Source organism: Phytohabitans sp. LZ39 (assembly GCF_059359075.1).
In genome coordinates this window covers 306,469-321,447 of record NZ_JCADBM010000007.1, presented here as the reverse complement: position 1 = coordinate 321,447, position 14,979 = coordinate 306,469, and the positions used below count along the sequence as shown (strand labels likewise).

Below are 14,979 nucleotides of genomic sequence, written 5' to 3'. Positions count from 1 at the left end.
GGCTCGGCCTGGCGGCGCCGCCGTGCGCCGGCGCCCCGGCTGAGCTGGGGCTCAGCCTGTGTACGTGGCGGCGCCGCTCTGCCAGGCTGTGCCGGTGCGCGAACGGAACCTCCTGCTGGAGGAGGGCGAGCGGCTGCGCGCCGAGGCACGGGCCCGGTCGGTGGCTTCCGTATGGCCCGCGTACGAGAAGCTCACCGAGCGTTACCAGGAGCTGCTGCCCGAGGTGCCGGTCGCGCGGTGCCCGTTCACCGACGCGCCGGTGTGGTGGCCGATCGACACGGCCGGGCTGGACGGGTGGTTCTGGGAGTACCCGAGCGGGGTGCGCCGCCACCCCCGCGAGCGGCCGCCGTCCTGGGTGGCGATGACCGGGGCGATGCGGCTGGCCGAGCCGGTCGAGCACACGCCTTTCGCGGTGGCCCCGGGGCCGGGCGCGCCGTTCGTGGTGCCGCGCCTGCTCGGCGCCGCGCCCGAAGTGCGGGCGGTGATCGCGCAGGTGCCGGTCGGGCGGCACACCGGCTGGGCGATCAGCTACTTCGGCCGGCCGGCGGCGGGCACCCGGCTGGTCAACCTGTGGGGTACCGGCTCCTACCCGGTGGTCGAGGACGGCCTGTGGACGGGCTGGGAGCGGGAGGAGTCGGGGGTCGAGCGGTACGACTTCGACCTCGAGCCGTGGGTGGGCACCGGCGCCCTCCTGTGGATAAGTCCCGGGGACGAGTCGGCGACCCTGCGCGAGGGTGTGGACGGCTGCCCCTACCTCGGCCTGCCCGGTCCGCGCCAGTTCGCGGTCGTCGAGCGCGGCCAGGTGCGGCGCACCGCGCGGTTGGGCTGACCCGCGGGCGGGTACCTCCCCAGGGAAATTTGAGGAGGTCGTCATGATGCAACCCTTCATCCCCTGGGCCTGGCGTGACCCGGCCCTGCTGGCGGGGCAGGACCCCGCGCTGGGCGAGCGGCGCGACGAGAGCATCGAGGCCGACGAGGAAGCGCACGCGAGCCTGGCCGGCTACGACGTCGAGGCCACCGACGGCGGCATCGGCTCGATCGACGAGGCCAGCTACGCGGTCGGCGAGTCCTACATCGTCGTGGACACCGGACCGTGGATCTTCGGCCGCAAGGTGTTGCTGCCGGCCGGCACGGTGCAGAACGTGGACCACGCCGAGCGCAAGGTCTACGTCGACCGCACCAAGGACCAGATCAAGGACTCGCCCGAGTACGACAAGGACACGTTCAGCAGCCCCGAGTACCGGGAGCGCGTCGGCACCTACTACACGGACAGCTACCGGGACTTCCCGCCGGTTATGTGAGCACCCAATCGGGTGTTTATGGGTGACTTGGGGCGTAACGGACTGATCTGATCGGGGGGCCCGGACCTTCCAGAAAGGCTGGACCCCCCGTGACGCAACCCTTCACGCTGCCCGCGTTCTACATGCCGCACCCGGCCCGGCTGAACCCCCACCTCGAACAGGCGCGCACGCACTCCAAGGCGTGGGCGCGCGAGATGGCGATGATCGAGGGCTCCGGCGTCTGGGACGAGGCCGACTTCGACAACCACGACTACGCGCTGCTGTGCGCGTACACGCACCCGGACGCCACCGCCGCCGACCTCGACCTGGTCACCGACTGGTACGTGTGGGTGTTCTTCTTCGACGACCACTTCCTCGAGGTCTACAAGAAGACCCGTGACATCCCCGGCGCCAAGGCGTACCTGGAAGGGCTGCGCGCGTTCATGCCGGTGAGCCTCGACGAGGGGATGCCGGAGCCGACCAACGCGGTCGAGGCCGGGCTCGCCGACCTGTGGCGGCGGACGGTGCCGGCCCGGTCGCCGGCGTGGCGCGAGCGCTTCGCGGACAGCACGCAGGCGCTGCTGGAGGAGTCGCTCTGGGAGCTCTCCAACATCAGCGAAGCGCGCGTGCCCAACCCGGTCGAGTACGTGGAGATGCGCCGCAAGGTGGGTGGCGCGCCGTGGTCGGCGGACCTCGTCGAGCACGCCGTACACGCCGAGGTGCCGGCCGAGATCGCGGCGAGCCGCCCGATGCGGGTGCTCAAGGACGCCTTCTCCGACGGCGTGCACCTGCGCAACGACATCTTCTCGTACCAGCGGGAGACGGAAACCGAGGGTGAGCTCAACAACGGCGTCCTGGTGATGGAACGCTTCCTCGGCTGCACCCCGCAGCGCGCAGCGGACACGGTGAACGACCTGCTCACCTCGCGGCTCCAGCAGTTCGAGAACACGGCGCTGACCGAGGTGCCGCCGCTGCTGGTCGAACACGGGGTCGACCCGGCGCGCTGCGCGGACGTGCTGCGGTACGTCAAGGGGCTCCAGGACTGGCAGGCCGGTGGGCACGAGTGGCACATGCGGTCGAGCCGGTACATGAACAAGGGCGGCACCGTCCACCTCGGACCGACCGGCTTCGGGACGGCGGCGGCGCTGCTGCCCGGCGTCGCCCTCCGGGCGCGCGGCCACTCCTACAAGCCGTACCTGCCGGTCGGTCCGGTCGAGCTGCCCGACTTCCACATGCCGTTCGCGGTGGGGACGAGCCGGCACCTCGACCGGGCGCGCGAGGCGTCGGTGGACTGGGCCCGCCGGATGCGGCTCGTCGACGCGCCGCCCGGCGTGCCCGGAGCCGGGATGTGGGACGAACGCAAGCTGCGCGGCTTCGACTTCGCGCTCTGCTCCGCCGGCCTCGACCCGGACGCCACGCCGGAGGAGCTGGAACTGTCCGCGCAGTGGCTGACCTGGGGAACGTACGCCGACGACTACTTCCCGCTGGTCTACAACACGACCCGGGACGTGGCCGGCGCGCGGGCCTGCCACGAGCGGATGAGGCAGATGATGCCGGTGGACGGCCCGGCGACGGCCTCACCGTCCACACCCCTCGAACACGGCTTGGCGGACCTGTGGACACGCACCACGGCCGGCATGCCTGTGGACAACCGGCGCCAGTTCCGCGCGGCGGTGGAGACCATGACCGAGAGCTGGCTGTGGGAGCTGTCCAACCACGTCCAGCACCGCATACCCGACCCGGTGGACTACATCGAGATGCGGCGGCGCACGTTCGGCTCGGACATGACCATGAGCCTGGCCCGCATCGGCCACGGCCGCCTGGTGCCGCCGGAGATCTGGCGCACCCGGCCGATCCGCGCGCTGGAGAACGCGGCCATGGACTACGCCTGCCTGACCAACGACATCTTCTCGTACCAGAAGGAGATCGAGTTCGAGGGCGAGCTCCACAACGGGGTGCTGGTGATCCAGCACTTCCTCGGCTGCGACCCGCCCACCGCCGTCGCCGTGGCCAACGACCTGATGACCGCGCGGATCCGCCAGTTCGAGCGGACCGCGCGGACCGAGCTGCCCGCCCTGTACGACGACTTCGACCTGGACGCGGAGGCGCGGTCCGCGCTCGACGCGTATGTGGGGGAGCTGCGGGACTGGATGGCGGCCATCCTGCGCTGGCACCGGCTCACCAGCCGCTACCAGGAGGCGGAGCTGCGCCGCGCCGGCCCCGGCGCCGGCGGCGGCTGGGCCGGCCCACTCGCCGCGCTCCCGGCCGCGGGCTCCCTGGCCGCACTCCCCGCCGGCTCGCTGGCCACGGTCCCCGCGGGCTCGCTGGCCACGCTTCCCGCCGGCTCGCTGGCCGCGCTCCCCGCGGGCTCGCTGGCCACACCCCTCGGCGCCTCGCTGGTTCCACGGCCTGGCGCCGCACCGGCGGTCGGAGGCGCTGCCGGCGCGCTACCCGCCGCCGCGGTCGCGACGGTGCCGGCCGACCCGCCGGTCGCGCCGCCGGGAGGCACGCTGGCGGGCGCGCCCACCGGGGGTTCGGCGGCGCCACCCGTCAAGGCCGCGTCCGGCCTGCGCGGTCCGACCGGCCTGGGCACGTCGGCGGCACGGATGTTCATGCGCCCGGTCGTTCCGGCGTCACCACCGTGACAAGGGAGAACCCGTCCCCGGCTTCAACCACGGCCCCGGGCGGACAATCGCCGCATGGACTACGTCTACTACGCCTCGCTGTCGGCCGGCCGGACGCGCGCGAACCCGGCCGGCGTGGTGCGCCGCCGCATGACCAGCGGCGTGCCTGTGGACGAGGCCTTCACCCGAAACCTGCGGTGGGAGCGCACGTGGGCCCTCTACGAGGCGGAGCGGCTCGGTGGCGACGGCGAGTTCGCGCCGATCACCGAGGCCGAGGCGGAGGCGTTCGTCCAGAGGGCCATCGCGAAGTTGAGCCCACCGCCAACCTGACGCGGTGGGCCCCAACCCCCGGCCCGGGTGAACCGCTCGGCCGGTGAATTTCGTGGCCACCGCACCAGGGGCACGCGCCGATACCCAAACCGCGCCCGCCGTCGTAGGATCGACGCATCGAGATGGATCGATCTCGAACCCGCCACCACGACGGAGGATGTCATGACCGTCACGACCCGGCCCACGGGCCGCACCGCGCCGCCCCGCCGCGCCCGCCGCGCCTGGACCCGCCCCGAGGTGCGGTGCCTGGAGACCCGCCCCGAGGTGACCGCGTACTCCGGCGACACCGGCCCGTGGCTGTAGCCCGGCCACGCGGCCGGGACGAGTTCGCCGAGGCTCTCCGGGGCCTCGGCGACCGCTACTGGGACCGGCACCCCTTCCACATCCGGCTGCACGCCGGCAAGTGCGAGCCGGACGAGGTCCGGTCCTGGGTGGCAAACCGCTGGTACTACCAGCGCTCCCTGTCCCAGAAGAACGCCGCCATCATCGCCAACTGCCCGCTGCCCGAGGTGCGGCGCCGGTGGGTCGAGCGGATCACGTTCCAGGATGGACACGAGGGGAGCGACGGCGGGCTCGGCGACTGGCTCGTGCTCGCCGACGCCGTCGGCCTCGACCGGGCCGACATGGTGGCCGAACGCCACGTGCTGCGCGGTGTGCGCTTCGCGGTCGACGCGTACGTCGCCTTCTGCCGCGACCGCCCCTGGTGGGAAGGGGCGGCCGCGGCCCTCACCGAGCTGTTCTCGCCGGACCACATGGCCGACCGGGTCTCCGCCTGGCGCCGACACTACGGCTGGATCGACCCGCACGGCTTCGCCTACTTCGAAAGCCGCATCCCGGTCGTCCGGGCCGACTCGGCGTACACATTGGACCTCGTGCTGGTCCACTGCGACACCCGCGAGCGGCAGGACGCCGCGCTCTCCGCGCTGGCGTTCAAGTGCGACGTGCTGGGCGCGATGCTCGACGCGATCGACTACCACGGCGGCCGGCGGTGAGCGCGGTGGACGCCGCCGACCGGCCCGGTCTGCGGCCCGGCGTCCGCCTGACCTACGACCCGGTGCGCGACCAGCACGCCCTGCTGTACCCGGAAGGTGTGCTGCTGCTCAACGAGACCGCCGCCGAGGTGCTCGCCCGGTGCGGCGGCGGCACCGTCGCCGAGATCGCCGCGCGGCTGTCCGAAGAGTTCGACGGTGTCCCGGTCGACGACGTCGCCGCGCTGCTGGACGACCTGGTGCGGCGGCGCCTCGTGACGGTGTCCGGCGACGGCCGGCCGGTGCAGCCGCTGGCCGCCCCGCCCGCGGAGTGGACGCCGCCGCGCGAGCCGGTGCCGGCCGGCATGCTGGCCGAGCTGACCTACCGGTGCCCGCTGCACTGCACGTACTGCTCGAACCCGACCACGCCGAGCGACCGGCCCGAGATGTCCACAGAGGACTGGTCGCGGGTCCTCGACCAGGCGCGGTCACTGGGCGTGCTGCAAGTGCACTTCTCGGGCGGGGAGCCGCTGCTGCGCGCCGACCTGGCCGCGCTTGTCGCCCGCGCGCACCGGCTCGGTCTCTATAGCAACCTCATCACCAGCGGCATCCCGTTCGACGACAAGGCCATGGGGTCGCTCGCCGCGGCCGGCCTCGACCACGTGCAACTGTCCATCCAGGACGCCGACCCGGCCGCCGGCGACGCGGTGGCCGGCCTCCGCGCGCACGACCGTAAGCGGGCGGCCGCCGCGCTGGTGCGCCGCTACGGGCTGCCGCTGACCGTCAACGTCGTGCTGCACGCCGGCAACGTCGACCGGCTCGCCGCCATCGCCGACCTGGCGGTGGAGCTGGGCGCCGACCGCCTGGAGCTGGCGCACACCCAGTTCTACGGGTGGGCCTGGCGCAACCGGGCGGCGCTGCTGCCCACCGCCGAGCAGCTGGCCCGCGCCGGCGCCGCCGCGGCCGGCGTCAAGGAGCGGTACGGCGACCGGGTCGAGATCGTGTACGTGGCCGCCGACTACCACGGCACCCGCCCCAAGCCGTGCATGCAGGGGTGGGGCCGCCGGCAGTTGGTCGTGGCGCCGGACGGGTCCGTGCTGCCCTGCCTTTCCGCGGCCCAGCTGCCCGGCCTCGGCGTGGTCGACGCCCGCACCGCCGACCTGGCCTGGATCTGGTACGAGTCGCCGGCGTTCAACCGCTTTCGCGGCACCGGCTGGATGCCCGCGCCGTGCCGCGACTGCGCGCTGCGCGAGGTCGACTTCGGCGGCTGCCGCTGCCAGGCGTACCAGCTGCTCGGCGACGCCGCGCTCACCGACCCGGCCTGCGACCTCTCGCCCCACCACGGCGTGCTCACCGACCTCATGACCGGCGCCGGCGAGCGCGCGGCGGCCGTGCCGCGGCGGCTGCGGTGAGAGTCCGCCTGCTCGGCACGGCGGCCGGCGGCGGTGTTCCACAGTGGAACTGCGCCTGCGCCGCCTGCGACCGTGCCCGCGAGGCCGGAGCCGTGCGCACCCAGGACTGCGTCGCGATCAGCGGCGACCGCCGCTCCTGGTACCTGCTCAACGCCTCGCCCGACCTGCGTGCCCAACTCGCCGCCGCGCCGGAGCTGGCACCCGGGCCGGGACCGCGCCAGACGCCGGTGCGTGGCGTGCTGCTCTGCACCGCCGAGCTCGACCACACACTCGGGCTGCTCGCCCTCCGCGAGGCCGAGACCGTCACCGTTTACGGCACGGCCGCGGTGCTCGACGCGCTGTCCGGCCCGTTCCCGGTGCGCGGCGTCCTCGGCGCGTACACCTCGCTGGCCTGGACACCGGTAGCGGTCGGCGAGCCGTTCGAGCTGGCCGGCGGGCTGACCGTCACCGCCGTGCCGGTCGGCGCCAAGCGCCCCCGGTACGCGGCCGGCGCACCGTCCACAGGCGACTGGGTGGTGGCGTACCGGATCAGCGACCGCCGGACCGGCGGCGTCCTGGTGTACGCGCCCTGCCTGCCCGCGCTCGGCGGGCCGTTCCACGCCGCGACGGCCGGCGCGAGGGCGGTGGTCGTGGACGGCACGTTCCTCTACGACGACGAGATGGCGCGAGCCACCGGCGCCGGCCGGACCGCGACGGAGATGGGCCACCTGCCGGTGAGCGCGTCGCTGCGCGACCTCACCCGGACCGGCGCGCGCGTACTTTACACCCACCTCAACAACACCAACCCGCTGTGCGCCGCCACCGCACCGGAACGGGAGACGCTCGCCGCGTACGGCGCCGAGGTCGCCGAGGACGGTCAGACCCTCACCCTCTGAGAGGCGGTTTCCGCCGGCCGTCCACCGCCGGGTCCGCGGGACAAGCCACTGGGGCGACGGATGGGGAGCGCCGGCGGCGCGTCGACTCCATCGAGGGTCATGGTAGGTTGCGCCCTGTGGTTTCGCATTCGCCCGAAAACGCCGCGTCCGAGCATGTCAATCGCGTAGCGGACTACTACGACGCCAACACGCGGCGCTTCCTGCGGTTCGGCGAGAGCCCGAGCAACGACGCCATCCACCGCGGAGTGTGGACGCCGGGCGTTACGAACACCACCGAGGCCGCGGACGCGGTCAACCGCCTGGTGGTCGAGCGGCTGATCGGCCACGTGCCGGCGGGTGAGGGGCGGGTGCTCGATCTCGGCTGCGGTGTGGGCGCGACGGTGGTCAGGCTGGCCCGGGAGGTGGACGCCCAGGTGACCGGCGTGACGATCAGCCGGGTGCAGGCCGAGATCGCCGAGCGGCGGCTGGCGGCCGAAGGTCTGGCCGAGCGGTGCCACGTCGCCTGCGGCGACTTCGCCCAGCTTCCCGCCGAGCCCCGCTACCACGCGATGGTCGCCATCGAGTCGGTGGTCCACGCGCCGTCGCTGGCGGAGCTGATCTCGTCGCTGGCCGCGCGCCTGTGTCCGGGCGGTCGCCTGGTCGTGTGCGACGACTGGATGACCGACAACGATCTGGGGCTTCCGGCCCGCGAGCGCTGCCTGGATCAGTTCCGCGCCGGCTGGCGGATCGGCAGCCTGCACACCGTGGCGGAGTTCGCGGCCATGGGCGAGGCCGCGGGCCTGCGCCTGCGCGAAGACCTGGACCTCACCGCCTACCTGCGCCTGGGACGCCCGCGAGACCGGGCGATCAACGTGATCCTGGGTGCCGCGGGTGTGGTGCCCCGGATGCTCGACCGGATGGTCGAGAAGCCCTTCTGGGCCAACATGATCGGTGGCTCGGCATTGCAGACGGGCCTCTCCCGGCGCTGGCTCGAATACCGCCTGCTGGTGCTCGAACGGGTCTGACCGCCGCGGGCCGGGGCCGCCGGCCGGCCGCGACGGCCGCGCGCCGAACGGATCTGACCGCCGCGGGCCGGGCCGCCGGCCGGCCGCGACAGCTGCGCGCCGAACGGATCTGACCCCCGCGACCGCGGCCGGTCTCCCCGCCGGCCGGCCCCGACGGCTGCGCGCCGCGCGGGCGTCCACCTCGGCCCGCGCGGGAGGCGCCCACCTCGGCGGGCGCCTCCGTCGCGGCGAGCGGCTCAGCGGGCGCCGGCTCCCGCCAGCTCCGCCTCGGGCTCGCGTGCCGCCGGGGCCGGCAGGTGTCGCTCCGGCTGGCCCTCGACGTGCAGCTCGGGCAGGAGCCGGCCGAGCCAGCGCGGCATCCACCAGTTGGCGCGGCCGAGCAGGTGCATGACCGACGGGACGAGCAGCATGCGTACCACGGTCGCGTCCACCAGGATGGCGGCGGCCATGCCGACGCCGATCACCTTGAGCACGAGGTCCGGGCTGGGCACGAAGGCCGCGAACACCGCGATCATGATGGCCGCGGCGGCCGTGATCACGCGGCCGGTGCCGGCCAGGCCCTCGGTGATCGCGCGGCTGTTGTCGCGGGTGCGGGTCCACGCCTCGCGCATCCGGCTGACCAGGAACACCTCGTAGTCCATGGACAGCCCGAAGAGGACGGCGAACATCAGCACCGGCACGAAGGCCGGCAGCGGCGTCTCGGTGTCGATGCCGATCAGCTGGCCGGCCCAGCCGCCCTGGAGGACGTACGCGACCACGCCATAGGCGGCGGCGACCGACAGCAGGTTCATCGCCGCGGCCTTGACGGCCACCGCCACGCTGCGGAACGAGGCGAGCAGCAGCACCATCGACAGCAGCACCACGCCACCGACGAGCAGCGGGAGGCGGCGCGCGGTGTTTTCCGTGCTGTCGATCGACGCCGCCGTCACCCCGCCGACCCGCACCGTTGGGCCCGAACCGCCGGTGGCGGCCGGGATCGTCTCGTCGCGCAGGCGGTGTACCAGATCCTCGGTCCTGGCGTCCTGCGGCCCGGTGGCCGGCAGGACGGTGAGCACCGCGGTGTCGCCGGCGGGGTTGAGCTGAGGCGGTGTGACCACGGCGACGCCCGGTGTTTCCGCGACGGCCGCGCGGAGGCCGTCGAGCGTGGCCGCGTCGCCCGGCCGGGGCAGCTCGGCGGTGAGCACCAGCGGGCCGTTGGCACCCGGGCCGAACGCGGCGGCCTGCATGTCGTACGCCTGCCGGGTGGAGGTCTCGGCACGGTTGTTGCCCGCGTCGGGGAAGCCGTAGCGGACGCCGAGGAACGGCGAGGCGAGCGCGAGCAGGATGCCCACACCGGCGAGCGCCGCGATCACCCGGTGGCGCTGCACGAGGCGGCTCCACGCCAGCCAGCCGCGGCCCGGCTCGATGTGCCCGCCGACCGCGACCTCGGCCGTGCGGCGGCGGCCGAGCGGCAGGCGCAGCCGGTCGACGTGCTTGCCGAGGTAGCCGAGCAGGGCCGGGAAGAGCGTCACGCTGGCGGCCATCACCACGAACACGCCGAGGATCGTGACCACCGCCGCGCCGCGCATGAAGGACAAGCCCATCGCGAACAGGCCGAGCATGCTCACCACGACCGTGCTGCCGGCGACCATCACCGCGCGGCCGGCGGTGTCGAGGGTGGCGACCGTGGCCGCCTCCGGGTCCAGGCCGGCGGCCCGCCACTCGCGGAAGCGGGTGACCATGAGCAGCACGTAGTCGATGCCGATGCCGATGCCCATCATGGTGGCGAGCGAGGTCGACCAGTCGGGCGCGTCGACGAAGCGCAGCACGAGACCGGTGAGCGTGCTGCTCACCGCGAGGCCGGCGACGGCGGTGAGGATCGGCAGGCCGGCGGCGACCACCGAGCCGAACGTGAGCAGCAGGATCACCGCCGCGGCGAGCAGGCCGATCATCTCCGAGCCGATCTCGCCCTGCTCGGCCAGCTGGATCGCCTGGCCGCCGAGCGCGACGTCGAGGCCGGGCCGCTCGGCGCTGTCCGCCACGGCGAGCAGCCGCTCGGTGTCGGCGACCGGCATGTCGTTGGGGTTGGTCACGTCGAGGCGCAGGTGGGCGACGAGCGTGCCGCCGTCCGGTGAGACGCCGCCGGGTGCGGTGAACGGGTCGTCCACGCTCGCCACGTGCGGCACGGCCCTCAGGTCGGCCAGCAGCGTCTGCACGTCGCCGCGCGCGCTGGCGACCCCGCCCTCGGCCCGGACCAGGACGTCGACGACCTCGCCGGACTGAGCCGGGAACCGCTCCCGCAGCAGGTCCTGCGCGGCCTTGGAGTCCGAGCCGGGCGCGGAGTAGTCGGCGGCGAAGTCGCCACCGAAGGCCGCCGAGAGCCCGGCGGCGAGCATGAGGGCGGCCAGCCACAGAAGCACGGTGCGGCCGCGGTTGCGGTAGGTGAGCCGGGCGAGCCGGCCGAGCGGTCCTGCATCGTTCATTGTCATTCCCCGAGTGAAGTCGAGTCAGCTCCGTTACGCTCCATAACAAACACGATGGAGTGTCACTTGTCAAGCGCCTTCACGTCTGTAACGATGCTTAACGCGACGCTTACAGGAGGAACACATGAGCCCGACCCCGCGGAGCGCCCCCCGCCGCGAGCGGGCGCGAGCAGCCACGATCGACGAGATCAAGCAGACCGCGCTCGCCCTCATGCGGGAGGGCGGGACGGTCGAGGTGCGGTTCACCGACATCGCCCGTGTCATGGACATGACGCCGCCCGCGCTCTACCGCTACTTCGCCGATCGCGACGAGCTGATCAGCGCCCTCATCCAGGACGCGTACAACGCGCTCGGCGAAGAGGTCGCCAAGGCCCGCGCCCAGGTGCCGCACGACGACGTCGCGGCCGCCTGGGTCGCCGCCGCGCAGGCCTACCGGCGGTGGGCGCACGCGGAGCCGCAGCAGTTCGCGCTGATCCTCGGCATGCCGCTGCCCGGCTACGCGGCACCGGCCGACGGCAGCACCAGCGAGGCCGCCGGCCGCGCGATGGCGCAGCTCTCGTCGCTGTTCGTCGACGCGCTGCGGCTGGGGCGGCTCGGCCCGCCGACGATCACCCGGATCCACCCCGCGGTGGAGGAGTGCGCGAAGCTGAAGCACGAAAAGCACGAGGTCGGCGTCGGACCGCTGCACTTCCAGGCGATGCTGCACGCCTGGGCGTCGCTGCACGGCTTCACGTCGCTGGAGGCCAACGGCCACTTCGCCTGGATGACCGAGGAGGCGCGCGACGCGCTCTTCCTCGGCCAACTCCGCCTCGCCGCGGAGGCGGCCGGCCTACCGGTGCCCGAGTAGGGCCTGTTACAAGATCCTTGCCGGGCTGCGCCGGGCCCAGACGACGACCAGCGGCGTCGGGCGAAAGGCCGCATACAACACCGGTGTGCGACCTTGCGCCCGCCACCACCGGACGCCGCCTGGACTCCGGCTCGCCTCGACAATCCTTTTGAAACAGGCCCTAGCCGGCGGTCGTCGCCACCGGGGTCGGCGGCAGCGGGAGCGGTACCCCCGGCAGGCCGTCGATGCTGGTGGCGATGTGGTCCTTCTTCGCGAAGTAGGCGCTCAGTGAGGCGTCGTCCTCGCGGGCGAACCGCTTGCCGTGCAGGTCGCGGTCCTCCTCGTACGACATCAGCGGCACCGCGTAGCCGCACGAGTCGCGGATCAGCTCGGCCCGCACCACGATGATCGCGCGGTGCCCGTGCCGGGTGGCGTCGATGTCCGGGAAGTGCGCCATCAGCTCGCCCCAGCGCGGGTCGTCGCGGAAGACCGGCTCGCCCCGCCCGTGCAGCCGCACGATGTTGGGCGGCCCCTGGAAGGCGCACCACATCAGGGTGATCCGGCCGTTTTCCCGCAGGTGGGCCACCGTCTCGGCGTTGCTGCCGGCGAAGTCGAGGTACGCGACGGTCAGCTCGTCGAGGATCGCGAACGAGCCGCGCAGCCCCTTCGGCGAGAGGTTGACCGTGCCGTCGGCGGCGAGCGGCGCGGTCGCGGTGAAGAACATCGGCTGCGCCTCGATGAACTCGCGCAGCCGCCCGTCGATGCGCTCATGAACCTTCCCCATGATCACGATTATGACCGCGGTACGCCGCCGGGTCGCCGGTGATTCCGCTGGGTGGACGCTCGCCCGCGACGATCGGCGGCAACGCGTCGAGCGTGTCGACGGCCGGGACGGCGGCCGGCGGCGGCGCCCCGCGCAGCAGGACGACGCCCCGGTAGCCGAGGTCGATGGCCGCGGCGACCAGGGCCGGATCGTCGTCGACGAACAGGCAGTCACCCGGGGCCAGGCCGAGCAGGTCGCTGCCGGTCGCGTACATCCGCGGGTCGGGCTTGCGGCAGCCCATCAGCTCGGAGATCACGAAGCCCTCGAAGTACCGCTCGATGTCGAGCTGCCGGTAGTGGGCCTCCAGTCCCGCCCAGTTGTCGGAGACCACTGCCATGCGGACGCCCCGGTCCTTCAGGGTGTCGAGGACGCGCCGGGTCTCCGGGAAGAGCTCCAGGACCGGGCCGTCCGCGGGCGCCTCCAGCTCGCGCAGCAGCGCGGCGGACGGCTCGCCGACGCCCAGCACCCGCAGCATGGCCCGGTGGTAGTCGGTGCGGGTGGCCGTCGTGGTCTCCGCGTCGAGCACACGCTGGCCGGCGGCGAACGCCTCCGGGAACGCCTCGACCCGGATCTCGGGGTGGTGCGCCAGGACCACGCGCTCGAAGTCGTACCGAGGGTTCCAGCGTCCGCCCCGCGGACCGACCAGGACCCCACCGGAGTCGAACAGGATTCCGCGAACGTGCTGGCCACGCGGCATGGCCGCAAACGGTACCGGTTCGGGACCACAGCCGCGGGGTAAGTGGGACAATACGGGCACGCGCACGCGGGGGTGGGTGATCGACGATGAGCGAGCCCTGGGAAGGTGAACCGGACACCGCGCCGGCGGAGCCGTCGGCGAAACCCGGCCGCTCCCGGATCGGGGGCGCGTGGGTGAGCCTGGTGCTCGGCGCGCTGGTGCTGATCCTGCTGCTGGTCTTCGTCCTGCAAAACCTGGAAGACGTCCGCGTCTCCTTCCTCGGCGCGGACGGCAAGGTGCCGCTGGGCGTGGCGCTGCTGCTCGCCGCGGTGGCGGGCGCGCTGGTGGTCGCGGTGCCGGGCAGCGCCCGCATCCTCCAGCTGCGCCGCGCCAACCGCAACGCCCGCCGCGCCCTGACCAACCGCCCCTAGTGCGGTGGCCACAAACGTTGGCCGGCCTCGCCGGCCGGGTGAGCGGCGGCCTTCGGCCGCCGCTCACCCGGTGAAGGTTTGTGGCCCACCGCACTAGCCGCGGCGGCGGGTGCCGGCCAGGGTCAGCGCGACCATCACGGCGGCGGTGAGGGCGAAGCCGATCGGGTACCCGGCGGCGCCGGCCACCACGCCGAAGCCGAGCGCGCCCAGCCCGTACCCGGTGTCGTAGGCGACGCTCCAGATCGCGGTCGCGGTGCCGTAGGCGGCGGTGGAGACGCGGCTGTACATCATCGCGAGGCTCGCGTTCTGGACGATGCCGAAGCCGGCGCCGAACGCGACCATCCCGGCCAGCACCGCGAGCGGGCCGCCGCCGGCCAGTACCAGTGTCAGGATGCCAGCGGCGGCGACCAGCGCGCCGGGTACGAGGAGCCGGGCGGCGCCGTGGCGGTCGCCGAAGCGGCCGGCCCACCAGCGGGCGACGGTGGTGGCGCCGGCCTGGGTGAGCAGCGCGACCGCGGCCAGGCCGCCGGCGCCGCCCGGGACCGCAGCCGGGACGAACGTGACCACGATGCCGGCGGCCATCGCGGTGCCGGTGAACACGATCGCGGGCCGGATCAGGGCGGGTGAGCGCAGGCCGGCGCCCATCCCGATGTCGCCGGCCGGGTCACCCGAAGCGTCGGTGCGGCCGGCGGGCAGGCCGATCACCGCGACGAGGCCGGCGAACGCGGCCAGGGCGCCGAGCGCGAAGACGGCCTCGGCGCCCCAGCGGGCCATCAGCCACACGCCGAGCGGGGTGGCGACGACCGCGGGCAGGCCGGCGACGACCCCGAGCACGCCGAGGCCCTCGCCGCGGCGCTCGGCGGGGATGAGCTCGGCGCCCCACGCGCCGCACACCACGAAGATCACGGCGAGGCCGAGGCCGCGCAGCACGCACACGGCCACCACGACCGGCAGCGCGGCCGAGGCCAGCAGCGCCAGCGCCGGCAGGGCGAGCAGGGCCAGGCCGGCGGCGAGGACGGCGCGGAAGCCGTACCGGGAGACGAGCCGGGGGATCGCGAACTCGCCGGCCACCGACGACAGCATCAGCACGCCGGTGGCGAGGCCCGCGGCGAAGCCGCCGGCGCCGGCCGCGGTCAGATGCGCGGGAACGACCGAGAGCAGCAGGTAAAAGCCGAACAGCCCGGCGAAGTCGGCCAGCATGACCAGCGCGAGCGGGCGGGAGACCAGGCGGGGGGCCGAGGGGGCCAGGGCGATCGTCGTCATGTCCT

At 73.8% G+C, this 14,979-nt stretch carries 15 protein-coding genes; 11 read left to right on the top strand and 4 right to left on the bottom strand.

The annotated features are described in order from the left end of the window. Nucleotides 1–94 precede the first annotated feature (94 nt). The 9 genes from AC5L36_RS16850 to AC5L36_RS16810 all read left to right on the top strand — a co-directional run bounded on the left by AC5L36_RS16850 (nucleotide 95) and on the right by AC5L36_RS16810 (nucleotide 8,493). Nucleotides 95–829, top strand: a complete 735-nt coding sequence (locus tag AC5L36_RS16850; protein WP_441216719.1) for a hypothetical protein — start codon at nucleotides 95–97, stop codon at nucleotides 827–829. 46 nt (nucleotides 830–875) lie between these two features. Further along, entirely contained in the window at nucleotides 876–1,301 is a 426-nt protein-coding gene (locus AC5L36_RS16845) for a PRC-barrel domain-containing protein (protein ID WP_441216852.1), read from the top strand. A gap of 89 nt (nucleotides 1,302–1,390) precedes the next feature. Next, nucleotides 1,391–3,925, top strand: coding sequence for a terpene synthase family protein (locus tag AC5L36_RS16840; RefSeq protein ID WP_441216718.1), 2,535 nt, complete (start codon nucleotides 1,391–1,393; stop codon nucleotides 3,923–3,925). 54 nt (nucleotides 3,926–3,979) lie between these two features. Next, nucleotides 3,980–4,234 carry a hypothetical protein gene (locus tag AC5L36_RS16835; RefSeq protein ID WP_441216717.1) on the top strand — a complete coding sequence of 85 codons (255 nt, stop codon included), beginning with the start codon at nucleotides 3,980–3,982 and terminating at the stop codon, nucleotides 4,232–4,234. A 162-nt stretch (nucleotides 4,235–4,396) separates the two neighbouring features. Continuing rightward, the gene (locus AC5L36_RS16830) at nucleotides 4,397–4,537 is read left to right on the top strand and encodes a hypothetical protein (protein WP_441216716.1); all 141 of its coding nucleotides are present in this window, start codon (nucleotides 4,397–4,399) and stop codon (nucleotides 4,535–4,537) included. Further along, complete coding sequence (pqqC, locus tag AC5L36_RS16825) at nucleotides 4,528–5,226, top strand: pyrroloquinoline-quinone synthase PqqC (RefSeq protein WP_441216715.1); 699 nt, start codon at nucleotides 4,528–4,530, stop codon at nucleotides 5,224–5,226. Before AC5L36_RS16830 ends, pqqC begins: the two co-directional genes overlap by 10 nt. Further along, nucleotides 5,223–6,614 carry a pyrroloquinoline quinone biosynthesis protein PqqE gene (gene pqqE / locus AC5L36_RS16820; RefSeq protein ID WP_441216714.1) on the top strand — a complete coding sequence of 464 codons (1,392 nt, stop codon included), beginning with the start codon at nucleotides 5,223–5,225 and terminating at the stop codon, nucleotides 6,612–6,614. The genes pqqC and pqqE overlap by 4 nt, the downstream gene beginning before the upstream one ends. Continuing rightward, nucleotides 6,611–7,489 (top strand): pyrroloquinoline quinone biosynthesis protein PqqB, encoded by an 879-nt coding sequence (pqqB, locus tag AC5L36_RS16815; RefSeq protein ID WP_441216713.1) that lies wholly within the window; start codon nucleotides 6,611–6,613, stop codon nucleotides 7,487–7,489. Before pqqE ends, pqqB begins: the two co-directional genes overlap by 4 nt. Nucleotides 7,490–7,605: 116 nt before the next feature. Then, nucleotides 7,606–8,493, top strand: a complete 888-nt coding sequence (locus AC5L36_RS16810; RefSeq protein WP_441216712.1) for an SAM-dependent methyltransferase — start codon at nucleotides 7,606–7,608, stop codon at nucleotides 8,491–8,493. A 236-nt stretch (nucleotides 8,494–8,729) separates the two neighbouring features. On the opposite strand, the gene AC5L36_RS16805 is transcribed toward AC5L36_RS16810, so the two are convergent. Next, on the bottom strand, nucleotides 8,730–10,955 hold the full coding sequence (locus AC5L36_RS16805) for an MMPL family transporter (RefSeq protein ID WP_441216711.1): 2,226 nt from the start codon (nucleotides 10,953–10,955) through the stop codon (nucleotides 8,730–8,732). Between the two features lie 124 nt (nucleotides 10,956–11,079). On the opposite strand from AC5L36_RS16805, the gene AC5L36_RS16800 reads away from it, so the two are divergent. Further along, nucleotides 11,080–11,802: a TetR/AcrR family transcriptional regulator gene (locus AC5L36_RS16800; RefSeq protein ID WP_441216710.1), complete on the top strand. Its 723-nt coding sequence runs from the start codon at nucleotides 11,080–11,082 to the stop codon at nucleotides 11,800–11,802. Nucleotides 11,803–11,962: 160 nt separating this feature from the next. On the opposite strand, the gene AC5L36_RS16795 is transcribed toward AC5L36_RS16800, so the two are convergent. Both AC5L36_RS16795 and AC5L36_RS16790 read right to left on the bottom strand, forming a co-directional pair. Continuing rightward, complete coding sequence (locus AC5L36_RS16795) at nucleotides 11,963–12,565, bottom strand: pyridoxamine 5'-phosphate oxidase family protein (protein ID WP_441216709.1); 603 nt, start codon at nucleotides 12,563–12,565, stop codon at nucleotides 11,963–11,965. Next, nucleotides 12,549–13,301, bottom strand: coding sequence for an HAD family hydrolase (locus AC5L36_RS16790; RefSeq protein ID WP_441216708.1), 753 nt, complete (start codon nucleotides 13,299–13,301; stop codon nucleotides 12,549–12,551). The genes AC5L36_RS16795 and AC5L36_RS16790 overlap by 17 nt, the downstream gene beginning before the upstream one ends. 86 nt (nucleotides 13,302–13,387) lie before the next feature. On the opposite strand from AC5L36_RS16790, the gene AC5L36_RS16785 reads away from it, so the two are divergent. Continuing rightward, nucleotides 13,388–13,711, top strand: coding sequence for a lipopolysaccharide assembly protein LapA domain-containing protein (locus AC5L36_RS16785; protein ID WP_441216707.1), 324 nt, complete (start codon nucleotides 13,388–13,390; stop codon nucleotides 13,709–13,711). Between the two features lie 93 nt (nucleotides 13,712–13,804). Here the strand turns inward: AC5L36_RS16785 and AC5L36_RS16780 are convergent, their stop codons facing one another. Continuing rightward, on the bottom strand, nucleotides 13,805–14,974 hold the full coding sequence (locus AC5L36_RS16780; protein WP_441216706.1) for an MFS transporter: 1,170 nt from the start codon (nucleotides 14,972–14,974) through the stop codon (nucleotides 13,805–13,807). Nucleotides 14,975–14,979: the final 5 nt, after the last annotated feature.